The 25,805-nt window shown below is 39.2% G+C and carries 18 protein-coding genes; 15 read left to right on the top strand and 3 right to left on the bottom strand.

The window, feature by feature from the left end; genetic code table 11:
- Positions 1-42 precede the first annotated feature (42 nt).
- The 9 genes from BUB77_RS18230 (at position 43) to BUB77_RS18185 (ending at position 14,126) form a co-directional block, all read left to right on the top strand.
- Positions 43-342, top strand: a complete 300-nt coding sequence (locus tag BUB77_RS18230; RefSeq protein WP_073278272.1) for a hypothetical protein — start codon at positions 43-45, stop codon at positions 340-342.
- 418 nt (positions 343-760) lie between these two features.
- Positions 761-1,960 carry a GGDEF domain-containing protein gene (locus BUB77_RS18225; protein ID WP_073278271.1) on the top strand — a complete coding sequence of 400 codons (1,200 nt, stop codon included), beginning with the start codon at positions 761-763 and terminating at the stop codon, positions 1,958-1,960.
- A 586-nt stretch (positions 1,961-2,546) separates the two neighbouring features.
- Positions 2,547-3,434 (top strand): class I SAM-dependent methyltransferase, encoded by an 888-nt coding sequence (locus tag BUB77_RS18215; RefSeq protein ID WP_073278269.1) that lies wholly within the window; start codon positions 2,547-2,549, stop codon positions 3,432-3,434.
- A 26-nt stretch (positions 3,435-3,460) separates the two neighbouring features.
- A complete protein-coding gene (locus BUB77_RS18210) occupies positions 3,461-4,633 on the top strand; it encodes a trans-sulfuration enzyme family protein (RefSeq protein ID WP_073278268.1) in 1,173 nt (390 codons plus the stop codon).
- Between the two features lie 9 nt (positions 4,634-4,642).
- Positions 4,643-5,563 (top strand): PLP-dependent cysteine synthase family protein, encoded by a 921-nt coding sequence (locus BUB77_RS18205; protein WP_330392623.1) that lies wholly within the window; start codon positions 4,643-4,645, stop codon positions 5,561-5,563.
- Positions 5,564-6,121: 558 nt separating this feature from the next.
- Positions 6,122-6,613 (top strand): hypothetical protein, encoded by a 492-nt coding sequence (locus BUB77_RS18200; RefSeq protein ID WP_073278267.1) that lies wholly within the window; start codon positions 6,122-6,124, stop codon positions 6,611-6,613.
- Between the two features lie 140 nt (positions 6,614-6,753).
- Positions 6,754-6,963: an SMI1/KNR4 family protein gene (locus BUB77_RS18195; RefSeq protein ID WP_073278266.1), complete on the top strand. Its 210-nt coding sequence runs from the start codon at positions 6,754-6,756 to the stop codon at positions 6,961-6,963.
- Positions 6,964-7,468: 505 nt separating this feature from the next.
- On the top strand, positions 7,469-12,955 hold the full coding sequence (locus BUB77_RS18190) for an Ig-like domain-containing protein (protein ID WP_084124435.1): 5,487 nt from the start codon (positions 7,469-7,471) through the stop codon (positions 12,953-12,955).
- A 22-nt stretch (positions 12,956-12,977) separates the two neighbouring features.
- Positions 12,978-14,126 carry a YibE/F family protein gene (locus BUB77_RS18185; RefSeq protein WP_073278265.1) on the top strand — a complete coding sequence of 383 codons (1,149 nt, stop codon included), beginning with the start codon at positions 12,978-12,980 and terminating at the stop codon, positions 14,124-14,126.
- 319 nt (positions 14,127-14,445) lie between these two features.
- On the opposite strand, the gene BUB77_RS18180 is transcribed toward BUB77_RS18185, so the two are convergent.
- Positions 14,446-16,362, bottom strand: coding sequence for a right-handed parallel beta-helix repeat-containing protein (locus BUB77_RS18180; RefSeq protein WP_073278264.1), 1,917 nt, complete (start codon positions 16,360-16,362; stop codon positions 14,446-14,448).
- Positions 16,363-16,571: 209 nt separating this feature from the next.
- Between BUB77_RS18180 and BUB77_RS18175 the strand changes: the two genes are divergently transcribed.
- From BUB77_RS18175 to BUB77_RS18155, 5 genes are all read left to right on the top strand, one after another.
- Positions 16,572-17,366, top strand: a complete 795-nt coding sequence (locus tag BUB77_RS18175; RefSeq protein ID WP_207650849.1) for an AraC family transcriptional regulator — start codon at positions 16,572-16,574, stop codon at positions 17,364-17,366.
- A 179-nt stretch (positions 17,367-17,545) separates the two neighbouring features.
- Positions 17,546-19,762 carry a helix-turn-helix transcriptional regulator gene (locus BUB77_RS18170; RefSeq protein WP_073278263.1) on the top strand — a complete coding sequence of 739 codons (2,217 nt, stop codon included), beginning with the start codon at positions 17,546-17,548 and terminating at the stop codon, positions 19,760-19,762.
- A 196-nt stretch (positions 19,763-19,958) separates the two neighbouring features.
- Positions 19,959-20,927, top strand: a complete 969-nt coding sequence (locus tag BUB77_RS18165; protein WP_073278290.1) for an ABC transporter permease — start codon at positions 19,959-19,961, stop codon at positions 20,925-20,927.
- A gap of 73 nt (positions 20,928-21,000) precedes the next feature.
- Complete coding sequence (locus tag BUB77_RS18160) at positions 21,001-21,891, top strand: carbohydrate ABC transporter permease (RefSeq protein ID WP_073278262.1); 891 nt, start codon at positions 21,001-21,003, stop codon at positions 21,889-21,891.
- 49 nt (positions 21,892-21,940) lie between these two features.
- Positions 21,941-23,467: a DUF3502 domain-containing protein gene (locus tag BUB77_RS18155; RefSeq protein ID WP_073278261.1), complete on the top strand. Its 1,527-nt coding sequence runs from the start codon at positions 21,941-21,943 to the stop codon at positions 23,465-23,467.
- A 191-nt stretch (positions 23,468-23,658) separates the two neighbouring features.
- Here the strand turns inward: BUB77_RS18155 and BUB77_RS18150 are convergent, their stop codons facing one another.
- Positions 23,659-24,132, bottom strand: coding sequence for a MarR family winged helix-turn-helix transcriptional regulator (locus BUB77_RS18150; RefSeq protein WP_073278260.1), 474 nt, complete (start codon positions 24,130-24,132; stop codon positions 23,659-23,661).
- 132 nt (positions 24,133-24,264) lie between these two features.
- Entirely contained in the window at positions 24,265-25,140 is an 876-nt protein-coding gene (locus tag BUB77_RS18145) for a LysR family transcriptional regulator (protein WP_073278259.1), read from the bottom strand.
- Positions 25,141-25,265: 125 nt separating this feature from the next.
- Between BUB77_RS18145 and BUB77_RS18140 the strand changes: the two genes are divergently transcribed.
- Positions 25,266-25,805, top strand: coding sequence for a prolyl-tRNA synthetase associated domain-containing protein (locus BUB77_RS18140; protein WP_073278258.1), 540 nt, complete (start codon positions 25,266-25,268; stop codon positions 25,803-25,805).

The following is a 25,805-nucleotide window of genomic DNA, read 5'->3' as shown; positions in this document are numbered from 1 at the left end:
TGGATTATCGCCGGGAAGAGACCATGAATACAAGGAGGGTGTATGAGTGAATTTTTGAAATTAGAAGATTTTATTGAGCTTTCAGATTCGGGTTATGAAGAAGCCATAGTTCAATTTTTACAGAATAACGGGATAACAGTTGATGATTTTGAGTATGTTGGGAAATGTGATTCTGAGTGTCCCGAATGTGAAGCGGAAAGTTTTTGGGTTTGGCGCAGGGATTTAGGATTTATTGAGGATGGAAAAATATTTACATTTGATTTGGATACAGCAGATGATACGTTAGACTTTGCCATATACTTGTGTGATAAATGCGGTAAGTGGACTACTTATATTGAGTAGGGGATAGATTGAAAACTACGCTGCATTTTTAATCTTTCTATTTAAGCAGCATCACAAGCAAGCTTATGATAGGCATAGGGATTAGTGTGAAAATTAAGAGGCAATTCTCATGCAAGTGCCTGCGAAATCCTAAGCCCAATCTTGCGGTGTACTGGGAAGGCATGGCAGTTAGTGTGTACTTTACCTTGGAATATTGCAGCAGATAAGCAGATATATTGGAGTAATTAATTGATTGAGTTAGAAAAAAACGTGAGAGTAGTGACTTTCACGTTTTTTCTATGTAAAGCAGGGAATCTTTCGAATGCATATCTTATAAAGATATGTCCTGTAAAAAAATGTTATTAGTTGACGAAATCATGGGTCTAGCCTTATTATAATAATGTTGCAGTTAACCATATAAGATTTTGGAGCATCAGTTATGCTTTCGTTGCCGGCAAAATTATGGGATTTGGAGAATATATACACGGAGAGAAGAGGAATGAGTCTGGGAAGTAATATATTTTTAAATGTATATTCTATTATGATTGTTCTTATTATTTACTTTCATGCATTGCGGTCTTTTGAAAAAGAATCTTTGCAGGATAGGCTTTATATAACCATATTAAACATTACTGTTTTGATGCTGGGCATTGATATCTTAAGCAGATTCGATGGCTATTCTTCTGTAATCTATCCGGAATTGAATACTTTAGGGAATTTCCTTATTTTTTTGATGAACCCCATTATACCTTCACTGTGGGTAGTATACGTCCATTATCAGGTGTTTCGTGATGAAAGGAAGGTCAGACAGCTGATTTACCCTCTGTGTATCATTAACGTGTTTAATGCCGGGACTTTGATAGTTTCTCAATTTTTCGGGTGGTTTTACTATATTGATTCGGATAATATATACCATAGAGGGCCATACTTTTGGCTCCCTGTTTTAATTACAATTTCATTAATTTTTGCGGCTTTTGCAATAACCTTGATAAACCGCAGAAGACTGGACAAAAAGAGTTTCCTGTCACTCTTATTTTTTGCAATTCCTCCGACTATCAGCATCCTTCTGCAAATAAGATTCTATGGAACCTCCCTGATGCTCAACAGCGTTGTTCTTTCTCTGCTTGTTGTATTTTTGAATATTCAGAATCACAGCATGTACACAGACCATCTGACAAATGTAAACAACCGGAAAAAGCTTGATAAGTATTTAAAGAAGAAAGTGAAAGCGAGTATTGCGGGAAAAGTATTTTCAGCAATATTGGTTGATATTAATGATTTTAAACTGATTAATGATACATATGGCCATGACATCGGTGACCAGGCCTTGGGAACTGCGGCAAAACTACTTAAAAGCTGCCTTGGCAGGAATGATTTTATCGCCAGATTTGGCGGTGATGAGTTTTGTCTCGTTTTGGATATATCAAATATGAGCGTTTTGGAAGCGATGGTCTGCAGAATAAAAAGCTGTCTTGAGAGGTATAACCAATCGGATTCCCGCCTTTACTCTCTTGGATTCAGTATGGGGTATGCTGTGTATGACCATCATTTGCACATGAGTGCGGAAGAATTTCTAAAACAGATCGATGTATTGATGTATCAGGAGAAACAGGCCTATAAAAATAAGACAGAGGGTTAGTAAAAAACACCACCTTTCAGTAAGAATTATTTAAGAATGATTCTTACTGAAAGGTGGTGTTTTTATGGTTATTGTGAAGAGTGAAGGTTGATAGATTACCAAAGAAAATGACCTGTGAAATGGTAGGGAGTACAGGCTCTTAGTTCTTTTAAGGTCTTTTGTCCTTTTAATAGAAAGTGCCTTGAAATATTTAAAATACAAGTTTAAAAAAACGTATGTCATAGTAATAAAAGGAAATGTCTAAGAAAAGAGTACTAACGAGTATTAACAATTTCTATTCAAATGAATATATTATCAATACATAGTAATTAAATATGAATGGTAGGTAAATGATGGAGTATACAAAAAACAGTAATCCAATTGAATTAGTGTGTTGTTGCAGGGCAAGATAAATTTCATATATTTCTGGCCTGTTATTTATGCTGTTTGTAAAAATATATCAAACGCATTCTATGAGTATAATGCTTTTTACTATAGAAGCCATACCAAGAAACAGGTATATGCAGATGTACCTGTTTTTTCTATAAAAATTTATGCAGATACTTTATTCTTCCGTTAAGCCGTTAAAATTGTAAGGAGATAGATTATGCTAAAAAAACAGCCCAGCATTACTGCAAAATTTTGTACCTTTGCAAGAGCCCATCATTCCAACTGTGCCAAAGAAAAAATATATGACGATTACCTGGCCTTTGATTTTTTAGGAAAGGAAGAGTATGAGACTATTCGGGATTCGATTATTAAAATACTAAATGACCAAAGCTGGCAAATACCAGAAATTGAAACATGGGATGAATTTCTGGATGAATTAATTTCTCCAATTATACTTACCCGAATTAAATATGCAGAAGAGAAGCTGCTTCAATATGCAAGTACAAAGCCTAAAATACAATATGTAATTTGCGGTGCCGGTTTAGATACCTTTGCTTTTCGTAATGAAAAGGAGAACATTGAAATTTATGAATTAGACCACCCCAATACCCATGCCTATAAGCTTGAAAGAATGAAGCAGCTGGAATGGAATATTCCCGGAAATACCCATTATATACCCATTGATTTTGAAAAGGAGAACGTAAGGGATACCTTACTAAAGGAAGGCTTCCGGGAAGAGACTCCCACTTTTATTACTATTCTGGGAGTGACCTATTACTTAGAAAGAGCAGCCATAGTAAAGATGTTCGAAGATGTGTCAAAAGCAGCAAAAGGCAGTTTCCTTGTTTTTGATTATATGGATAAAGCCTTAATAAAAGAAGAACCTGTGAGAATGCAAATATTAAAAGAAATCACAGGTACGGTTGGGGAGCAAATGAAAGGCGAAATGTTTCAGGAAGACCTTTTACAAGAACTTGCTAAATGTGGTTATATGGCAGAAGAAGTGTTTGAAGCCAGGGATATTCAAGAAGGATTGATAGGAAAGAGAAAGTTAAATGCTTATAAAAACATAAATTTTGTAACGGTAAAAAGAACCGGAACCTGAAATGAAGAAAGAAAAGGAGCAAGGATATGAGTCATTTTAACAGCATTTTAACGAAATTAATACATGGCGGAATTGAGGGAGATGAGAGGACAGGAGCGGTCAATGTTCCCATTTACCAAACCTCTACCTATAAGCAGGACCATCTGGGAGAAAATAAAGGCTATGAATATTCCAGAACAGGTAATCCGACAAGAGAGGCATTGGAAGCATTAATTGCAGAGCTGGAAGAAGGAGAGCATGGATTGGCATTTGCATCCGGCATGGCAGCTACAACAGCAGTGCTGCATCTATTCAAAACAGGAGATAAGATTCTCATTTCGGAAAATGTATATGGGGGAACCTTTCGGGTATTGGATAAAATCTTCCGCTCCTTTGGAGTAGCCTATGAGATAGTAAATACAACGAATCTTGAGGTATTAGAGGAAGCAATAGACGATGAGGTAAAGGCTGTTTTTATTGAAAGTCCGGCAAATCCATTAATGACAGTAACAGATATTCAGGCAGTTGCTGCCATAGCACACAAGCACGGAAAATTGTTAATTGTAGATAATACTTTTATGACGCCATATTTACAGAAGCCTTTGACCTTAGGAGCTGATATTGTGGTTCATAGTGCAACAAAGTACTTAGGCGGCCACAGTGATTTAGTCGCAGGCCTGGTAGTTGTAAAGGATCAGGAACTGGCTAAAAGCTTGTATTTTATTCAAAATGCTACCGGTGGAATTCTTCAGCCCTTTGATTCTTTTTTACTGATTCGTGGAATAAAAACCTTAGGGGTGAGAATGGAGCGCCATCAAGAAAACGCAATAACAATTGCAAAGTGGCTTAAAGGGCACAAAAGCATTAGCCATATTTATTTTCCAGGGCTGGAGTCTGACCCCGGATATGCCGTTCAAAAGCAGCAGGCCAAGGGACCGGGGGCTATGATTTCCTTTGAGTTAAAGAAGGGATTGGACATTAGAAAATTCTACGATGGACTTCAACTTATTGCGTTGGCAGAGAGCTTAGGCGGAGTGGAATCGTTAGTTTGCCATCCGTCAAGCATGACCCATGCGTCAATTCCGGAGGAAATAAGAAAAAAGGTAGGTATTACAGAGGGGCTTATCCGGCTTTCAGTCGGAATTGAAGATGTGAAGGAAATCCAGGAGGATTTAGAGTATGCATTAAACCAGGCAGCTAATAAAGGAATTGATCTATAAGGCGGGTGAATGGAAATGTATTATGAAAATATTCAGCAGTTAATAGGTAATACGCCACTTGTAAAATTAAACCATGTAGATATACCGGAAAAAGTACAGCTTTTTGCAAAATTAGAATATTGGAATCCATCCGGAAGTGTTAAGGATAGGACAGGAATTTATATGCTGCAGGATGCGGAACGAAAAGGAATCCTTGTGCCCGGGGGAACAATTGTAGAAGCTACGGCAGGAAATACGGGTTTAGGCATTGCCATGGCCGCATTAAACAAGGGGTATGAAATTATTTTTGTAGTACCGACCAAATTCTCACAGGAAAAGCAAGCCTTATTAAAGGCACTTGGAGCAACAATTATTAATACACCAAAAGAAAAAGGAATGCGGGGTGCAGAAGAAAAAGCAATAGAACTGTGTAAAGAAATTCCCAATGCCATTTCACTAAAACAATTTCAGAATCCATCAAATCCTTTGGCGCATTACGAAACCACAGGAAAAGAAATCTACGATGATCTGGAAGGACATTTAGACTACTTTATCGGAGGGGCCGGCAGCGGCGGTACGTATTCAGGAGTCGTAAAATACCTGAAAGAAAAGAATCCAAAGATAAAGGGAATCCTGGCAGATCCAATTGGCTCTACAATAGGCGGCGGTGAACATGCGGATTACGACATTGAAGGAATTGGAAATGATTTTACAGCGGCTACTATGGATATGAATTTGGTTGATGAGGTAATAAAAATTTCCGATAGGGAAGCATATGAAGGAGCGCGTTTGCTTGCCAGAAAGGAAGGAATGTTTGTTGGGACCTCCTCGGGTGCAGCACTTGCCGGTGCAGTGAGATTAGCTAATAATATTGGAGAGGGAAGGATAGTAACCTTATTCCCGGACAGGGGAGACCGTTATTTTAGTAAAAATCTATATGCTAATGTTTAGAAATAGACTTAATTAAAGCTTCGGAATTATTATTGAAATAAGAGGTAATAAAGCATTTCCATAGTACGATGAAAACTAATTGTATTGAGTTGTATTCCACTGTTTTTAGCCGGCGGGGGACAGTGGAGCAACTGAATACACTAAAAGAGATAACACTTGGAGATATACATAAGGTGGAGAATTATGGTAGAATAGAATAAACAGATGGACAATATACAGAAGGACAAGCTGCCACTTATAGCTATGATTTCTTACAGCGAATTAGTGGAGTTATGTATCCTAATGGAATTAATTGAGGAAGCTTTTTCTTATGATACAGCTGGAAACCGGGCTTTACGAAAGTATGGAAATCTGAAAAAATCTTACCAGTAGGACCAAAGGAACATAGACATTAATATGAATAAAGGTAAATAATAGGAGTGAAGATATGCAGAAATTAGATATTTAAGGCAGAGATGAATTATTTTATAGGATAGTAGACAGAGAGTATACAGAGGCAGCTGAATTACTGGACTCAACAACAAACTTTAATTTTCAGGGTTTAAAAAGGAGCTAAATATGACAGAGAAAGATATAAATTTGGATATTGAAGGTTTAGGTATAATCATGTTTTCCGATTTCGCAACAGAGAATATTAAACTGGGAGAAGATTATTTGACAGATAACTATTGGAAACCAGATGATGTTGCAAAACATATCAGAGAAGGCAGCATTGTAGGCTTTTGCACGAGTTCACCAGGTACTTATATTATGAAATTCAGAAAGGGCTATCCAAGTAATCAAGATATTTCATCATCTGAATTTACATTACGTCTTGGAATTGAAGTAAGGGATGGAAGAATATGTATTGACGATTTATATTCTCTAATGGAGTGGGAGAATAACTCGGAAAATTTTATAGCGATAGAAAATGGATATTATCATATTACTTTAATTGGTAATAAACCAAGTAGTAACATAATAGGTGATAATCAGGTAATATTCTGCTATTTAGCTAAATTAGACGAAATGCCAACTTTAAATCATTTAGGTGTCCCAAGATATTGTTGAAAAGAAAGCCAGTATAAAATGGACACAAGTATTTTTATGGATATGATATCATGCATTCTTCTATTTTCAAGTCAACTTTAATTACCAGAGTCGATAACGGATAGTAGATATGCTCAGGATATTGTTAAAGGGGGAATAAAATGAATATATTACAAAATTTAAATAGCAGATTAAATTTTTATGATAAGTGCGAACGATATGCTAAGGCAACAGAAGAAGATATTCAAAAATTAAAAAGTTATTCTAGTATTGAATTACCGAAGGATTATTTGGATTTTTTAAAAGAAATAATGGGGGTTGCTTTTGTTATTGACGATTATCCGACCTTTGAGTTTTGGTGTAGTTTATGACAGATTAAACCTAACAGGAGATATTCTTAATGGAAAATAATAATATTATAAAGAATGAGAGATAAGCATGCTGCTTGTCTCTTTTTCTTTTTTATTGTAAGTAAAAAAGCATTGTTCATAATTGGAAAAAGATGTAAGATTTATATTGGAACTTAACTATATAATTCATTACTAATCTACTTTTAGTATTACGGACGCAGAAAAGATATTCTGAGGATACCACATCAAAGCATGGAAAGCAAATCCAATAAACAGAAGAAAGACTGGCTTAATGTTTTACAAAATCCATTATACAGTAATGTACGAATGAAGGCCTATGTTTTCATATTTGTCACTTGAATAGAATTTACAAGATGTTTACCGGAGGGTGATGATAGAATATGAAATTTTTGCTAGTATGAAAACGTTGGTTTTTTGTTTATTAAGCTTAAGAACGAATAATGGAACAGGTTTAGTGGAGAAACAGCAAAATGCGGCACGTACATTATCAAAAGGAGAGAACGTTATGAAAAGGATTGCAAAGCGATATCTGGCAGTAATACTAAGTTTAATAATGGTATTTTCTGTGAATCCTGTCAGCAGTTATGCAGCGGATACAGCCGATACTTATGTGAAAATCAATTCGGCAGCTGAACTTACTTCAGGTAAGTATGTAATGATGGTAAATAGCGGTTATGCCATGGGAGCACTGGATGGTGCCTGGCTTGGGGCTATTGCAGTAAGCCCTGCGGATGAAAAGGTAATTAACCCGGACAAATCCCTGGTATGGGATATTACTGTTTCCAGCACAAGTGTTACTTTAACAGATTCCAATGGGAACAAGGTTAAGCCGGTAGGAGGCAATGTGAATGGTATAGCCTCGGGAGATTATGCCTGGGCACTTGAATTTAACGGGACCTTTGCTTTTAAGGGAACCGGAGCGGATACGGTGGTTTTAGCAAGCAATACGACCACAACTGGGTCAACTGCTGGAAACAATAGGTTTCGAGGATATAAAACTACTACTGTAGCCAGTTATCCAACAACTTATTTGGCTGCCTTTACCCTGTACAAGCTGGATAGCACCGCACCGCCGGTGTCCACGAAAACAGAAACACCAAAGGCAAGTACGGCATCCGGTACCGTTGTATCCGGCAGTGCTATTGGACTTTACTGCGGAACACCGGGCTCAAGCATTCATTATACGACTGTTTCACCATCAGCCATTTGGGTGAATTATACGGAGCCTATCGTAATTAACACGAATACTACAATTTATGCCCAGGCAACAGCATCGGGTTATGAAGACAGTGATATTGCTGAATTCAACTATGTGCCTGAAGAAGACACAAAGGCACCTGTGATAACAATGCCTGATTTTGAGAATGCTGAACTGGGAAAAGATTACAGGATATCCGTAAAGATTACGGATAATGTAGCAGTGTCTGAAGCGGAATTGACCTATACCGTAAATAAAGTGCAAAAGAAGACAGCCTTGGTCCGGAATGCTTCCGACAATACCATATGGGAAGCAACAATTCCCGGAAGTACCTTCACTTCGGAGGTTTCTGCCTTTACGGTTTCTATAACGGCAAAGGACAAGGCAGGTAATGAAGCAGCCAGTGAGGTGAAAACAATTTCCGTGGTCGATGAACCACAGGTTACCAAAGTCACACCTGAACGCAATGGAAAGACAGGGGATGAAAAGAGGCCCCTTATCAGTATAACTGCAGTAAACCTTGGAACAGCTCCAACTGCAAAGCTCACTTTGAAGGCAGGCGGGACCGTTAAATTATCTGCTGTTCCCATGAGCTATTCAAACGGAACCTTTTCCTATACGCCTTCAGAGAATCTGGCTGACTTAAGCTACACTGCTTCCGTAGTGATTACACGTGCAGATGGAAAGTCCATAACCTATGAGTGGCCCTTTACCGTAGGTACACCAAAATACGGCCTGTACTTTGGACAGTTACATAGTCATACGACCTATTCCGATGGTTCCGGGTCCTTAGATGACGCACTTAGCTATATCAATAAAATCAGCAAGAGTGATAATGTGGACTTTGCTGCCTTTACGGACCATTCCAACTATTTTGATACAAAGACAGAGGCTAACCCGGAAGCATCTCTATATAACAAAAATTTAATGACAGCGGGAAGCCAAAAATTATGGGATGAATACAAGAGCAAAATTGCTACTTTTAATGCTTCTCCGGAAAACAGGGGAGTTATCGCTCTTGGCGGCTTTGAAATGACCTGGTCGGGCGGGCCGGGGCATATTAATACCTGGAATACGGAAGGCATTGTAAGCCGTAATAACACAACCTTAAACAACAAGACCAATGATGCCGGAATGAAAGCATACTATGCCTTATTAAGCCAGCCGGAAGGGGCTGATACAGTAAGCCAGTTCAATCACCCGGGTACGACCTTTGGTACCTTCAGTGATTTTGCTTACTGGAATCCTGAAATTGATTCCCGGATTACGCTGGTCGAAGTCGGCAACGGGGAAGGTGCGGTCGGCAGCGGCGGATATTTCCCGTCCTATAATTATTACACCATGGCATTGGATAAAGGCTGGCATGTAGCCCCTACAAATAATCAGGATAACCATAAGGGCAAATGGGGAAATGCAAATGATGCCAGGGATGTAATCATTACCGACAGCTTTACGGAACAGGGTATTTACGATGCCTTAAGGAATCATAAGGTTTATGCAACGGAAGATAAGAACCTGGAGATTACCTATACTGTAAACGATGAATTAATGGGAACTATCATAAAGGAAGTGCCGGAAAGCCTTAATTTAAAAGTAGTTTTAAATGATCCGGATGATACCATACAAAAAGCAGAGGTAATTGCCAATAGCGGACGTGTTGTTTATTCCTGGGATGTAAATGCACAGAGCAAGGAGCTGAGCGCGGCACTGAAGCCGGATTACAGCTACTATTATATCCGGGTAAAAGAAAAGGACGGTGATATTGCCGTAACAGCACCTGTCTGGGTTGGCAGTACAAAGCTGCTTGGAATTTCAAATGTGGAAAGCAGTACCAGCACACCGGTTACCGGAGAAAAAATGACGGTTAAAACAACTCTGTTTAACAGTGAATCAACGGATGCGGTCATTAAATCCCTGACCTATAAGCTGGATGGCACTGTTATTGACCAGCAGACGAATGCAGGTACGGTCGCAAAGGGAACGAATGCGGCAGTCAATTATGATTTCACACCGGAAAAGGCCAAAGTACAGACCTTGACGGTTGAGGCGGTCTTGACGGCAGGAGGCCTTGACTACACCTTTACAAAGGATATCAGCCTGGATGTCAGGGATGCCAATAAGCTGGTCTATATCGGAATTGACGGCAGCCACTATAATGAATATGTTGCCGGAAATTATAAAGATTCCATGGGTAATTTCAGCCTGCTTGCAGCACAAAGCAATGTGAGATGCGTTATTCTGAAAACCAGTGAGGATTTGTTAGCGGCTGCTAAAAATGCAGACGGTAAGTATAAAATGCTCATATTGACAGCGCCAAGCCGCCGTAACGGTATTACCCTCCGGGAACCCTATGCAAATTATACCGATGGAGAAATAGCAGCAGTCAAGGGCTTCTCAGAAGCCGGAGGAAGCTTAGTGCTCTGCGGCTGGTCGGATTTATACGAGAACTATAAAGCTTTTCCGGCAGAGTACCACATGGCGGCGCAGCAGAATAAGCTGCTGAAAGCAGTTGGGGCATCTTTGCGGATCAGTGATGACGGTGCCTATGATGATGTACTGAATGCAGGCGGAAGTGAAGCTAATAAGGCCAGATTGTATTTAACTACCTATAATTGGGATAATCCATTGACCAAAGGTATTGTATATGATGCAAACCATCCCAATGACAATATTTATACACAGCGCTTCAGCCAGTATGGCGGTGCTACTATTTATGCGGTGGATAAGAATGGAAATCCTGTTTCCGTATTGCCGGCCGGTGTATCACCAATTGTATACGGACACAGATCAACCTATTCAAAGGACTGTGATAATGACAGTCTTGGCGGAAGTACACCAAAGTATGAATATGCTAAGGATGACAGTCGTCTGATGGTGCTTGCAAGTGAGAATGTCACACATGCAAACGGAACTCAGTCCATGGTAATTGTTGACGGAGCGGCATTTATGAGTAACTTTGAAATCCAGGCCACCGTTTCAGACACAAATGCAGAGCTAAATTACTCAAACTATACGATTTTACAGAACTTAATCCGTTATGTAAATCCTACCCAGATCAATAAGATAGCAGAAGTACAAAAGGAAGCGGAAGAAGGGGTTAAATTTACGGTCGAAGGTGTCGTAACCTCCAATGCTTCCGGATATGATAAAGCCACAGCCTTTTTTGACTGTATTTATCTGCAGGATGAAACAGCCGGTATTAATGCCTTCCCTGTATCCGGAGACTTTAAGGTGGGTCAGAAGGTTCGTGTAACGGGAACAACATCTTCCTATCAGGGTGAAAGGCAGCTAAACGTCAGCAGTATCTCTCTGGTAGACAGCAATACCCAAACAGTAGAACCCAAGGTAGTAACCGCACAGCAGGTAAATGACAGGACCTATCTTGGAAGCCTTGTAAAGCTTTCCGGAAAGATAAAAAAGGTTGAGCTGGCAAACGGAGCTGTCCAGACTATTCTTGTGGAGGATGCTGCCGGAGGCACTGCCAGAATCTTTATTGACGGTTATATTACAACCGACAGGGAAATCAGGAATTTAACAGCTGGTAACAAGATTACCGCAGTCGGCCTGGCTTCTTATGATAATACATTTGAGGGCCTTGCAGCCCGCATCCGTATCAGGGATCGCGGGGATATTGTATGTACACCGGCTGATTCGGTAATTACGCCTGCACCGTTAACGCCAACACCTGCACCGTTAACGCCAACACCTGCACCAGTCACACCAACACCCACGCCGGTCACACCAACACCGAAGCCGGTAACGCCTACACCAAAGCCGGTTACGCCTACACCAAAGCCAGTTACTCCTAAACCGGGGAAGGTAACGGAAATAGTCCCTGATAAAGCGGTAAGTAAGATTACTGGCGGAAAAGCTGAAGTGAAAGTGAAAATCAGTGAAAAAACACTGAAAGCTGCAGTAAAAAGCGGTACTGGAAATCTTAAAATAACCATAAATAAAGAAATTTTAAAGGATGTTTTGACAGACAGCCGGGTTAAAAAGGGTGTAGTAATTGAGATATCGATTCCTGAGGTAAAGAATGCAGCGGTGAATGCCATTGTATTGAACAGGGAGGCATTATTATCAGCAAAGAAATCCGGACAGGACCTTACGGTCAATATAGCTAATGCCAATACCAGGGGGTACGCCGTTAACATTCCTGCTTCTGAATTAAAGAAGATAACAGCAGCTTCAAAGGAGCTGAACCTGTCAGTTGAATTAACAAAAGATACAAAAGCAGCGCCAAAGTCAGCAGGAGTTCTGTCAGTGGGGACAGAGGGTACGTTACCGGCAGGCATGGTAGTGACAGTGCCTGTGAAAGGTACACTTTCCATACCGGCAGGCAAAAAGGTATATATCTACCACAGGAATACCAGGACCGGTGCTTTGGAAGAAGTGGCAAACAATCCACAGACCATAGCTGAGAATGGGAACCTGAAGCTCTCTGCTCTAAGGGGAGGAAATTACGTTATCTGCACAGAGAAGGTAAAGGATGCTGTTAAATTAGTAGACAGGGTTACCGTATCAGTAAAAGTCAACCTTACAAAGGGAAGCAAAGTAAATGTTAAAGTAAGTCTTCCGCTGGAATTAACCAAGGTTTCCGCATTTACAAAGGAGGAGCCTCTTGGACAGGAAGAGGCAAAGGTGAGCTATACGGTAAGCAAGAAGGACATTGCCGATGTGTCCGGTAACGGGACTGTTACGGCAAAGAAAAAAGGAACCGTCAGGATAACAGTAAGTGTCATTTTAGAGAACGGACAGAAGAAGAGCTTCAGCAAAAATATTACTGTAAAGTAACCTGACCAGAGAGGAATACCCTATGAAAATGAACCTGAAGGTAAAGATTATAACTGCGGTGGTAATGCTGTTGATTTTTATAGGAGCAGCCGTTATTTTAAACCGCCCTGATCCGGAGGATGTGCTGTCATCTGCTCAGAGACGAATGTTTGCCGTTGCCAGGGTTACTGGAATAATAAGTGATAATGCGGCACCGGATAGCTGGACGGAAGGAAGGCGAATCGGAGAGCAGAAGCTGGAAGTGACCCTTCTTACCGGAAAGCATAAGGGAGCGGTGCTGGAAACGGTGAACTATGTAAATGCATATTACAATGTGGATGCAAAGCTTGGGACCCGTTTGATTGTCCGGCTGGATTACGATGATACAGGAGGGCTGTATGTTGTTTCCATTCCCAATTATGACCGCAGCAGCATACTGGTCATAGCACTGCTTGCTTTTGCCATACTCATGATAGCAGTAGGCGGGAAGCGGGGAGCAAGGGCATTGTTCGGACTGCTGTTTACACTGCTTAATCTTTGGTATATTTTAATTCCTTTGGTTCTAAAAGGTGTTTCTCCGGTTATCGCTTCCATTTTGATTGCGGCCTATACCAGCGCAGGTGCCCTGCTGATGCTGACCGGATTTACCAGGAAGACCCTATGTGCTTTCCTGGGATGCGTTGGCGGGGTTATAGCAGCCGGAATTTTTGCATGGCTCATAACCATTCTGACACCCATAAACGGATTTAATATGTCCGAGGCAGAGGAGCTGGTAATCCGGGCTTCGGACTCACCTCTTAAGATCAGCGGCCTGCTGATCAGCGGTATTCTTCTTTCGTCCCTGGGAGCCTTGATGGATACTTCCATGTCCATTGTATCTGCACTCCATGAGGTATATGAGCAGAATCCGTCCATATCCGGAAAGCAGATCTTCCGTTCCGGAATGAATATCGGGCGGGATGCCATGGGAACTATGGCAAATACATTGATACTTGCATTTGTCGGGTCGGCCTTTAACCTGTTGATCCTGTTTCAAATTTATCAGTACCCAATGATTCAGATATTGAACAGTGATATGATCGTGATTGAAATATTACAGGGAATAGCAGGCTCGGTGGGGATTATTGCTACCACGCCATTGGTTTCTGCCCTGTGTGCTGCAATTTTTAAAGTTAAGAGAGTTGAGAACTGAACAAAAAAGTCTGGTAAAAGGATATCAGGGCTTGATATTACAGGGAAGGCTTGAAATTGCTTAAATGTGTGGCTTTTATCTATACCAGCATTGTTGTTTGTATTTAAATGTTAGATTAACCAGGGATTAAAAGCGGATTATTTATACGACATGTACTTGTCAAAGAATCTAAGTCTGGTAACAAAATGTTTTAAAGGATATCCTTAAAAAAGAAGCCTTGCACTTTATTAAACCGACCCCCAAAAGTTAGACCTAAATCTAACGATTGGAAGTCGGTTCAAAATGCAAGGCTTCTTCTATAGGAAATTACTAAAGGAGATTACCAAATTTTAATATAATTCTTGCCTTTTTTCAGCTCTCTGACAGGTCCTACCGGGCTCTTTTCAGCTCTCTGCCTATCCAGTAAATCCGTATCCAGAATGACTTCACTGCCATCAGGGTTCTCAAATTCGGCATCAACGATGCGGACTCGCGCCAGTGTTGCTGTTGAATGCACTTCACCGGGAAAACCATCAAAATTATCCGGCAGTTCACAGGAGAGATAAACATTCTCTCCCTTCTCGATCAAACTGAAATTTGGCTGAAAGCTTTTAGCTGAAAGCATGTCTTTTTCTTTTTCAAAGGGCTCTGCCCCTGCAAAATAGGCATTATGATTAATATAGACAGGCTGCTCGACCAGGTTAAATGTTTCAACATCACCCGGTTTTTGGTGTACATTTTCAATATATTCCTCTAAAGATGTCGTATAGTTTTTATAATGGGAGGTTCCGACTCCTTCTAAACTGTCAGCCCCTATAAAAATGTTATTATAAAAACGGTCATCACCCCCGTAAACAATAGCAAAGCCTGCAATTTTAGTACTGTGAGGCAGGTGATACTGTGTGGAACGATTCAATTCCTTCCGGTGAATCATCTTACCGCAGATAAGATTGTTTATATAAGCACCGCCCTGTGATACATTGTCTAAGGCATATTCGGAAGCCAGTATATTGTTATCAACAATATAGGGACCATGGCTTACTTCCACAAATAAATCACGGTTATTTCTGTAGAATATGTTCTTACTAATTCTTGTTCCCTGTGTCTGCCAATCGGACCATAATCCTAAAGAACAGTCATGAATACGGTTGTGATAAATCTGGACATCGATAGCTGCGTGCAGCTTGATTCCTGCGATTTCATGGCCGTAGAACTCACGTTTCAGAGCAATATTATAAATATGGTTATGATGGATTTCACTAAAGACACCGCCCATGTGACCTACAATTCCGTTTTGCCCGCAATCATAAATAGTATTATTCCGGATAATGTGGGAACCGATTTTTTCCTTGCACCAGCCATTGCGTTCAGCCGAAAAGACAGCTTCCAGCTGGTATTGATACCCGGGCTTGTCTTTCCTGACAGTGGAGTAATTATTCCCGGTGGTGGCTTCTTTCCCAATACTGATGGCACTGCATTTTGCATCGTGGATGATATTGTTTTCAATAATCCAGCCTTTGCTCCAATTGACACCAAGCAGTCCGGGCTGGTTCGCTGTGGGAGGTGCCCATGGTGTTGCAGCCTGCGCCATTTCTAAACCTCTTACCGTAATATAATCAATCCCTGTCTCCTGGGGATAAAAACAAGATTTGCGAACATTGATTTCAACCAATTCCCTGTTTGGATCAGCACCCTGGAAATTTGCATAAATAGAGGTGGTATCGGTATTCACTTCTGCAAACCAGACATATTTTGTCTGTTCCTGATTGTGAACTGGGACAATTTGCCTGGTCCAGTGGTCCAGTATTTCCGTTTTGACCTCAGGATGAAGCAACTGCTCAAAACAGCTGACTTCATAAAAAGACATACCGTTTAAATAAACATCTCCTAAGTGTTTGGTTTCCTCAACTGTGACAAGCCAGTCACCGGATACTTCCAGGGCATAGGGATTGTAGTCACCGAACAATGCGTTTGGCAAAGTGGCTTTCCATACATTCCCCTGGACCTGCGTCCAATCTTTAATGTGCTCGGAGCCTTTGATTACTGCATTTTCACCTTCTGCGGCCTCATAAGTAATTCTTCTCTTGTTGCTTAAGCCTTTATACTTTGGTTTTACCCATTCACGGTATACTCCTTCATGGATAATAACAGTGTCTCCGGCTGCAGCAATTGCTGCCGCTTTGTTGATTGTCAGAAAGGGCGCCTGTTCATTCCCCTGGCTCTGATCGGAGCCGTTTTTTGCTACATGATACTCCATAAATTTCTCTACTCCTTTCAATTCTTTTATTTTATTATAGGAAATAATAGTTGTCAGTTCTATTCAAAATATAGTATAGTATAAGACAATATTAGTGTTGTGGAAGGCTGCCCAAATTAGCGGCAGAGAGCCGGTAAAATTAGTTAGATTGAAGAATTCGTTGCATTTTATATCTTTCTATTTAAGCAGTATCACAAGCAAGCTTAGATATGCATGGGGATAAGGATGGAAGAAAGGGGAGTATTGCCAGTATGGTCTTTTTTGAAAAACACGGAGTGGAGGGAAAAGATTTCTTTGATTTCTTTCCTTTAAAAAACTATAGCTTTCCCCTTCATTTTCACCGTGCATATGAAATAATCTATGTTAATAATGGGCAACTATATGTATCCATTGATCAAAAAGAATATCTGCTGAAGGAAAATGATATGGTCTTTATTTTTACGAATCAAATGCATGAATTTAAGACCATAGACTGCTCGGATATTACAATTATCTTATTTTCGCCAGAATTGATCGGCGATTTTTTCATGAATTTTAAAAGTGTAATTCCAGATGACAATGTATTGCATTCGGAAAGTGTTCCTTTTAGTAAGCTGAATTCTGTCTATAGCCAGAAAAGCTTTATCTATGGAGTCTGTGCTGAACTCATAAATCAGAAATCCTTTATCCCTGTACAGCAGTCAGCACAGGCAAAGGTGTTTTATAAGATGCTGCTCTATGTTGAGGAAAATTATTCGGAGGATTGTACCCTGAAAGATGTTGCAAAACATCTGCAATATGACTATCCATATCTGTCAAAGCTGTTTGTCCGGCAGATGAACATGACCTTTACAGATTACCTGAATCAGTATCGGATTTCCCAGGCATGCTATATGCTGAAAAACTCCCAGCAAACAGTAGGTGAAGTGGCAGCAAAATGCGGCTATAATAATTTCAGGACCTTTCATCGTAATTTCAGGAAAATAACAGGTAAGGCACCCAGAGAATATCGCGAAATAGAGTAAGGAATGGCGGTTTAAACTTGAAACACAAATAAAATCCACAATTGTACAAGAGTTGACTTGATTACAAAAGTACTTTTCTATACAATTTATGATATAAGTTAATTAGGAACTATTTATGTTATTGGGCGAAATAAGCTTATATCTTATTGCCAAAAACTTAAAATGGAGTGGGGTTTACTATGTGGAAGGTCAGGAACAGGAACTTTGAAATCACAAATAAGCATTATTATAAGATATTGATAGTCACTTATATTCTGGTCGGAGCGCTGGCACAGCTTATTATGATTACTTCTCTGTTTTCGTGGTTCAATTCCTATCTGAAGAAACAGATATTTGAAATGGGAATTGAGCAATTGGATAATATTGATAATATTTATGAAAATTATATTAATTTATACCATACGCAGCTGCAGAATACTTTTCAGGAGCCGGATATTAAAAATTATCTTTACTCCGCGTCTTCGGAATTTGCAAGGGAGTATAAAATCAGCCGCTCCCTGAATAATATTATTTCAAATAATGGTGTGATAGATTATATTTGTCTATATCGTAATCAGACAATAGATTTTATTTCCGGAGCCAGTTATCCCGGAGAAAAGGAACAAAAATCAATAATAACGAAATTGCAGGCATCAAAGGATGATATGCAATACTTCTTAATAAAACAGGGAGAGAAGCAAAAACTTTGTATATTCCAGACGGAAAGAGAGACTTTGTATGGAAAGCCGGAGAGAGGTATTATTTATATTATAAATCTCGAGAAGCTTCAGAAAAAAATTTTAGAGCAGAACCACAATGGAAATTATCTTTTTATTTTCAGCAAAGACGGAGAGATATTAGCAGAAAAAGATAAGATTGCAGATAAGGACAGGCTTCAAATATGGAATGCTATCAGGAATCAGACAGAGACTTATAAGAGCAAGGAAATAGTATTGAATCAGATAAAATATATCTGTAATAGTAAAAGCAATGTTCAAGGAAACACCTACATTGTTATGCTTCAGGATTTTCAATTTAGTTCGCAGAAGTTAAAGGAAGCCGGAAAAAATATTTTTATAACTTCTATCCCGGTTCTTCTGCTGGTATTGATAATTTCCGTTATAATGGCAAATAAGATTTATTATCCAATAAAAAAATTTTTCAATGAATTATGGGATAGCTCTTCCTTTATGGTTTTAGGCGATGAAGAATATAGCATTAAGAAAATGGAAATGACCAATGAAAAGATTTTGAGTCAGATTAATGCAATATCTTCCCAATATTATTCCAATAAAATCTTACGATACCTGGGAGGAAACACTCAGACAGATTTAATACCAAGTGCATTAATGCTATCGGACAGAGGGGAGCAGTGCGTTTTTGTATTGTTTTGGACAGAATATGCCAGCATGGAGCTTAATGCATTGTCAATAAAAGTTCATTCCACAATGGAGACCTTGTGTAAGGGATGTAAACTGCAAATATTCAAAGAAGAGGATGGGGATTCTTTTTTATTACTGATAAAGGAACAAAAAAGAATTAATAAACTGTCCTTAAGAGAAGAATTAAAAGCTGAACTGATGAAAGTTATCAATGAGGTTGAAATGGAAAAGGGAATCCGGTGTTTTTGTGCAATCTCCAAAGTAATAGATCAGGAAAAAGATTTACGGCCGTATTTTAGTAAAGTGTTTTCCTGCACAAAGTACAATATTTTGGGACAAAGTGAAATAATAATGGATACGGAAGCCCTGAATAATAAGATTGACGCCGATATTCCAAAAAAGAATTACAGTAATATCCTGGATTACATGAAGGCAGGAGATTGCCAGACAGCAATAGATTTGCTGGAGCCGCTTTTAAGAGACATTAACGGATATGAGATTAAAAGAGAATTGCTCTTTCTTGCGGAATTTGCAACAGAAATGAATCAAATAGCCAGTGGTTTTACATTAAATAGTAAGCAATACCAGACATATTACTTAAACCACTATGTAAAAATCACATCATTATTTGATCAAAAACAATTAGTATTATATTTTTCCCAGATAATGATGGATACTTGCTTGGAAACAAAAGTTGCGCAGGAAAAATCAATCAGAATAAATATGATGGATTCCATTGCATATATCCAGGAAAATTATAAAAGTGATACCATATCCCTGGAACAGGTGGCGGATCGGTTTCATATTTCTGTATCCTATTTCAGCCGTTTGTTTAACGAATATGCCGGAATGACATTTCCTGAATATGTAAATGACTTGCGTCTTACCTATGCAAAAGAGCTGTTGCTAATAAATCCGGAAGCAAGTGTAAAAAAGATTGCTGAAGTTTGTGGTTTCAATAGTGTTTCTTATTTTTCAGCACAATTTAAGAAAAAATTTGGTACATCACCGTCTGCTTATCGAAATAATAGATAAAATTTATATATAATATAAAATTAATACATAGTTTTTGCAATAAGATAATGGATTATTGCAAGGATTATGTATTTTTTTTATAGATTACTGAAAATCCGTAAGCTATAATTACGAATACCAAATAGATGAAACCAGTACCGATGCGAATGACAAAAATCAGAAATTCGTTCGGGCAGGAATGGAGGATATTTTATTTATGAAAAAAGAAAAAAGAATTGTCAGGCGAAAGTCCGGACAGAAGGGCAAAAACAGATTAGCGTCGCTTCGGCAGGACGGACCCTTGTATATACTGGCATTACCGGGAGTGATTTCTTTGCTGCTGTTTTCCTATTTTCCAATGACAGGAATTCTGCTTGTTTTCAAAGACTATAACTTTAGAGGGGGGATATATGGAAGCCCCTGGGCGGATCCTATATTAAAGAACTTTCAGTTCTTCTTTCATAATATTTCTACTGCTATGCGGGCAACGGGACTTACCGTAATGTATAATCTTTTGTTTTTTGCAATCGGAACAATAGTTGCCGTAACTTTAGCTATCATGTTAAATGAAATAGAAAACAAGCCTTTTATAAAGGTTTCCCAGAGTATTATGTTTCTGCCATATTTCATTTCCTGGATGGTAGTGGGTGCAATTTTATTCGCATTGTTAAATTCAGAAAGTGGATTGATTAATCAGGCGCTGATTTCTTTTGGGAAGGAACCCTATGATTTTTATGCACATCCAAAAGCATGGATCCTTATTCTGGTCATCGTAAATGTATGGCAAAGCAGCGGATACAGTTCTATTATTTACTACGGTGTATTAACCGGCATTGACTCTTCTTTGTACGAAGCAGCAAAGGTGGATGGTGCTACAAAATGGCAGTGCATCCGTAAAATAACGTTGCCCTTAATAAAGCCAACAATTATAATTTTATTCCTGCTTTCCGTAGGAAATATACTGAAAGGAAATTTAAATATGATTGTGGGTGTTACAAACTTAAATCCGGTATTGTTCCCTACAACAGATTTAATTGATGTTTTCGTATACCGGAGCGGAGTCCGAAACGGAGAAATGGCATTTGCATCTGCAATAGCGCTGTATCAGTCAATCTTCGGATTCATCTTTGTGGTAGCTGCAAATAAAATCAGCGGAAAGTTTGATAAAGATTCTACGTTATTCTAAAAATGATGAACATGGACACAGGAAGGTTATTACATAAAACCAGGATATTAGAGAAGAAAGGATAGTCAGAAGAATGAAAAAGAAAAAAATAACAGGAGATAAAGTCTTGATTGTTTCATTTTATCTGCTTTTGGGCATTATGTCTGTAATTTGTATTTTTCCGATTGTTTTTGCAGTTATTGGGTCCTTCACATCGGAGGCGGAGGTGGCAAATCATGGATTTAGCCTTATCCCGGATGCCCTGTCGCTGGAAACTTACAAATATGTATTCCAAACCCAGGGAGGAAAATTATTAAATGCCTACAAAGTGAGTCTGATTAATACGTTTGCAGGAACATTTCTGTCGGTAGTTGTTACTGTCTGCTATGCTTATGTTATTTCAGTAAAAGGTTTCAAGCATAGTAGCAAATTAGCATTTTTTGCATATTTCACCATGTTATTTAACGGAGGTATGATGGCTTGGTATTTAATATGTACAAAGTATCTTGGCCTGAAGGATAATATGCTTGCAATGATTCTGCCCTATACTATGAATGTTTTTAATATGTATTTGATGCGTAATTTTATCAAAGGGCTGCCCTATGAACTATTGGAAAGCGCTAAAATCGATGGTGCAGGTCATTTTCGCATTTTGGGACAAATTATCCTGCCGTTGTCAAAAGCAGGTATCGTTACGATATCGTTATTTTATGCGCTGCAGTATTGGAATGATTTTTATCTGCCCCTTATGCTGATTAACAATGAAAAATATTATTCAATCCAGTACATCCTATATAAAATGATGTCAAATATTCAGTTTTTGGCATCCAATCCATCCAGCAGTTTAGCTTCCCATGTTGTGCTGCCTGCGCAGACAATAAAAATGGCAATCACATGCATTGCCATTGGGCCGATTATTCTGGTTTATCCGTTCATCCAAAAGCATTTTGTAAAGGGAGTTACGGTTGGGGCATTAAAAGGTTAAAACAGTGAAAACTGATTAACAATACTATTTTATTTAAAGGAGGATAAGCATGAAAATGAAAAAATTCATGGCGGTATTGCTGGTGGCAATTACTATGCTGCTGGTACTTGGGGGGTGTGGAAACACGAAGACAGAGAAATCATCTTCAGAGACTCAGACAGGGGAGACTGCAAAGGAGAAACCAACAACGGCAACGCTGATTCTTTATGGGGAAGGATCGGAGAGGATGAGTGATTTTGCAGCAAATGAATTCCATGATAAGGTGCTGGAGGCAATTAATGTTGATGTAACTGTCCAGTATCTGCCATGGTCAGAGTATGCCGGAGGAAAAACGGAATTGATGCTTTCTACCGGGGAAAAATTTGTGACCTATACGGATGTTCAATTTCTGGCAAAATGTGTGGCAAAAGGATACTATGCTGATTTAACAGAAGCCGCTGACAAATATGCTGGTGATCTGAAGAAGAACTGCGGGGGTGAAGAAGGCTTCGATACCTGGAAAATAGACGGTAAGCTGTATGCATTACCCTTTGGCAACAAGCCCAATGCCGGTGAGAACTATGTAATTATTGCGAGAGAAGACATTCTGAAGGAAGTAGGAATGACAGATCTGAAAACAGTGGAAGATGTTGAAAAATTTTATGCCCTGGCAAAAGCGAAATATCCGGATATGATAGGCTTCTCCAGAGGAGGGATAGTCCCCCAGATGCTGAATGGAGCAATTGCATCGGAGATGAATGTGCACCGTTTGAACAGCTTTGTATCGACAGATGGTAATAAACCGGAGGATTCTACGGTATATAATTACTATGCTTCGGATGAATACAAACAAGCATGCGAAATTATAAGAAAATGGAATAAGATGGGTCTGATTCCAAGCTATGCGTTATCCAATGGCTCTCAGGCTGATGCGGAATTTTCCAATGGAAAAGCACTTTTTGCAGTAGGGGCAAGCTACCGTGTATTTGAATATGAAGATATGGTCAGAAAAGCGGCACCCAACGCCGTATTTAAAAACTATTATATCGGTGATGTCAGTAAAAAGCCTTTAATGTCCCGCGGTACTTATTCAACTGCATTCGCTGTAAGTGCCAATGTTGAAGGGAAGGAAAAAGAAGGATATGTAAAATTGATCAATCTGCTTCAAAGCAGCCAGGAATGGGTGGACTTTATTTTATATGGTGTAAAAGGAAAAGACTATAATATCACGGACAGCGGACAATTGGAAATGATTAATTCGGATACCTTGTTTGATACCTGGCTTCCGGATAATATCAACTTTAAGCGTTATCAAAGCTACATCACAAAAGACCAGATTGAAACCTATGAAAACTGGAATGAAGGCAGTATACCCCAGAAGGACCTTGGCTTTGTTTTTGATGTGACACCGGTTAATACGGAATATGCAATGCTTCAGGCTGTCGAGCAGGAATATTTTCAGCCGATTACTTATGGTTTTGTAGATTACGATGAAGCAATCGGAGCAGCGTTAAAGAAGCTGAAAAATGCAGGTATTGATAACTATGTGGCAGAGTATCAGAAGCAGTTTAAAGATTTTTATGATAATAAGAAATAATATAACAGTGGGAAGATTTTTCACTATTCAGGAGTCTATAAAAGGGATTCATTATTGGAAGATTCTATCCTGATTAAACTATCCAAAAAGTAAAAAAGAGGGCTGTTTCGGTGTAAAAACAGCACCTATAGAAAGAACCCTGTATAAAAGTAGTTTATTTCACTTCTTTACAGGGTTCTTTTACAGAGCAATTAAAGTGAAGAGCTGCTTCCATTCACGTTAAAACTTCTAAGCAGGTCAATAAAGGTTTCAAGGTCTGAATTTTCCCAGGTTGATATGCGTTTATAAAATTCCTTTTCCTTTTCTTTAATAGCATTTGATGCTTTTTCCCGTCCGGCCTCTGTCAGTGATATTATCACTCCGCGGCGATCCTCCGGAGAGGTTTCGCTTTGTACATAACCTAATTGTTTCAGCTGTGCCACAAGGCGGCTGACGGAGCTTCTGTCCATAGCAGTGGATTCAGCCAGTGTGGTAGCAGTTGCCGGTCCATAGGATAAAAGCCAGCGAACAATCAGAAAAGCCGCCGGCTGCAGCGTCGAATCGAAAAGAGCGGCGGTTCTGACATTAAGAGCATGGGATGCACTTATAAGGGCGTTCAGCTGTTCACCAAGACTTAATTCGAGCTGGGTTCTTGCTGATATTTGTTTTTCATTATTATTTTCCATAATTTAACCTCACAAAAGTACTTAAAATATAATGTTTATTGAATGCAATTGATATATGTCAAGTATATTTCATGTTATGAAAGTTGTCAAATGCAAAGATAATATAAGGCTATGAATAAACGGCACTTGGATTTAATTTGGTGACCTGTACTTCATATAATCTAAGAATCTCTTAACGGCAAGAGACATACTCTTTTTATCTCTTACAGCCAATCCAATTTTTCGGTAAGCGGGTACTTCCAATTCCTTTGTTACTATACGGTAGGGAACGCGCTGTAATATAAGCTGCGGTAAAATACTGATGCCCAAACCGCTTTCCACCATCGACATGATTGCATAGTCGTCCCAAGTTGTGAAATGAACGTTAGGAGAAACGCTGCATTCCTCGAATATTTCTGAGACATCTGCTTTAGCACCCTTTTCCAGTAACATAAAAGGATAGTCATTTAAAGCGTCGGCTGGAAAGTAATCACAATTGGCAAGCGGGTGGTTTTCGGGCAATACCACAAGCAGCTTATCCTGTTCCAGGAAAAAGGTTTCAAGCTCCGGTATTGTTGGAAGCCGAAGAAATCCGCAATCAACACGCCCTTCTAAAATCCAGTTTTCAATCTCCATATAATCACCCAATAATAACTCATAATCAATATTAGGATAGTCCTTCTGAAATTCCTTAATAATATTTGGAAGCCAATGTGTTGCTACGCTTGAAAACGTACCTATCCGAATAAGTCCGGATTGCAGTCCGTTCAATTCTTCAACCTGTGTCTGCAGCTTCCGGTATTCCTCACAGACGCTTTTTGCATAGGGCAATAATTTTAAGCCATCCGAAGTTAATCGCACACCGGAGCGGCCGCGTTCAAGAATTGAGACACCCCATTCTTTTTCTAAGTCGGTTATCATACGGCTGATTCCGGACTGGGAATAGTGCAGCATTTCTGCGGCTTTTGTAAAGCTCCCATGCTCTACCGTACTAACAAATGCCATATATTTCTGAATATTCATATCCATAATTTGTTAACCTCATAACATCTGAATTTGTCATGCTTTACATGATAAACATTCACTTTTGTAATCCATTGATTTATGATACAGTATTTCCACAAAGCTTTCAAGGGAAAGGAAGGGAATAAATTATGTTTTATGTAAGTGATATTTACACAACACCACCGGATAAGTTTGAGACCGCACTGCAAAAAGAAACCTATCGAATATTGCAAAGTCTGCATATTCCATTTGTACGTGTTGCGACGGACGCGGCAATTACCATGGAAAAATGTATCAACATTGACAGAAAATTAGATATGAAGATGGTAAAAACCCTATTTCTTTGCAATAGGCAGCAAACTGCTTTCTATCTTTTCATTACATTAGGTGATAAACCATTTAAGTCAAAGGATTTCAGCAATAAATTGAAGGTGTCACGTGTATCTTTTGCTCCTGTTGGTTTAATGGAAAGCATGTTGGGAACTAAAATTGGTGCGGCTACGGTCTTCAGTGCTATTCATGATAACAAAAATGCGGTGGGGATTGTGATTGACAAAGAGGTTGCAGCTGAAGAATGGTATGGGTGCAGTGACGGTACAACTACCGGTTTTTTGAAAATCAGTACAGCTCAAATTATCCATAATTTTCTGCCGTTTGTTGGACATATTCCAGCTATAATAGAGGTGTAA

The sequence above is a fragment of the Anaerocolumna jejuensis DSM 15929 genome, assembly GCF_900142215.1.
In the GTDB taxonomy this organism is placed as follows: Bacteria; Bacillota; Clostridia; order Lachnospirales; family Lachnospiraceae; genus Anaerocolumna; species Anaerocolumna jejuensis.
Note: the sequence above shows the minus strand (reverse complement) of the source record. Positions and strands in the feature narration are given on the sequence as shown.

Bases quoted from the DNA above. Each gene is read 5' to 3' on its own strand.
- BUB77_RS18170 (WP_073278263.1), top strand. From the start codon at position 17,546: ATGTGGAAGGTCAGGAACAGGAACTTTGAAATCACAAATAAGCATTAT.
- BUB77_RS18185 (WP_073278265.1), top strand. From the start codon at position 12,978: ATGAAAATGAACCTGAAGGTAAAGATTATAACTGCGGTGGTAATGCTG.
- BUB77_RS18155 (WP_073278261.1), top strand. From the start codon at position 21,941: ATGAAAATGAAAAAATTCATGGCGGTATTGCTGGTGGCAATTACTATG.
- BUB77_RS18205 (WP_330392623.1), top strand. From the start codon at position 4,643: ATGGAAATGTATTATGAAAATATTCAGCAGTTAATAGGTAATACGCCA.
- BUB77_RS18225 (WP_073278271.1), top strand. From the start codon at position 761: ATGCTTTCGTTGCCGGCAAAATTATGGGATTTGGAGAATATATACACG.
- BUB77_RS18175 (WP_207650849.1), top strand. From the start codon at position 16,572: ATGCATGGGGATAAGGATGGAAGAAAGGGGAGTATTGCCAGTATGGTC.
- BUB77_RS18210 (WP_073278268.1), top strand. From the start codon at position 3,461: ATGAGTCATTTTAACAGCATTTTAACGAAATTAATACATGGCGGAATT.
- BUB77_RS18140 (WP_073278258.1), top strand. From the start codon at position 25,266: ATGTTTTATGTAAGTGATATTTACACAACACCACCGGATAAGTTTGAG.
- BUB77_RS18230 (WP_073278272.1), top strand. From the start codon at position 43: ATGAGTGAATTTTTGAAATTAGAAGATTTTATTGAGCTTTCAGATTCG.
- BUB77_RS18145 (WP_073278259.1), bottom strand. From the start codon at position 25,140: ATGGATATGAATATTCAGAAATATATGGCATTTGTTAGTACGGTAGAG.
- BUB77_RS18195 (WP_073278266.1), top strand. From the start codon at position 6,754: ATGAATATATTACAAAATTTAAATAGCAGATTAAATTTTTATGATAAG.
- BUB77_RS18150 (WP_073278260.1), bottom strand. From the start codon at position 24,132: ATGGAAAATAATAATGAAAAACAAATATCAGCAAGAACCCAGCTCGAA.
- BUB77_RS18165 (WP_073278290.1), top strand. From the start codon at position 19,959: ATGAAAAAAGAAAAAAGAATTGTCAGGCGAAAGTCCGGACAGAAGGGC.
- BUB77_RS18190 (WP_084124435.1), top strand. From the start codon at position 7,469: ATGAAAAGGATTGCAAAGCGATATCTGGCAGTAATACTAAGTTTAATA.
- BUB77_RS18200 (WP_073278267.1), top strand. From the start codon at position 6,122: ATGACAGAGAAAGATATAAATTTGGATATTGAAGGTTTAGGTATAATC.
- BUB77_RS18160 (WP_073278262.1), top strand. From the start codon at position 21,001: ATGAAAAAGAAAAAAATAACAGGAGATAAAGTCTTGATTGTTTCATTT.
- BUB77_RS18215 (WP_073278269.1), top strand. From the start codon at position 2,547: ATGCTAAAAAAACAGCCCAGCATTACTGCAAAATTTTGTACCTTTGCA.
- BUB77_RS18180 (WP_073278264.1), bottom strand. From the start codon at position 16,362: ATGGAGTATCATGTAGCAAAAAACGGCTCCGATCAGAGCCAGGGGAAT.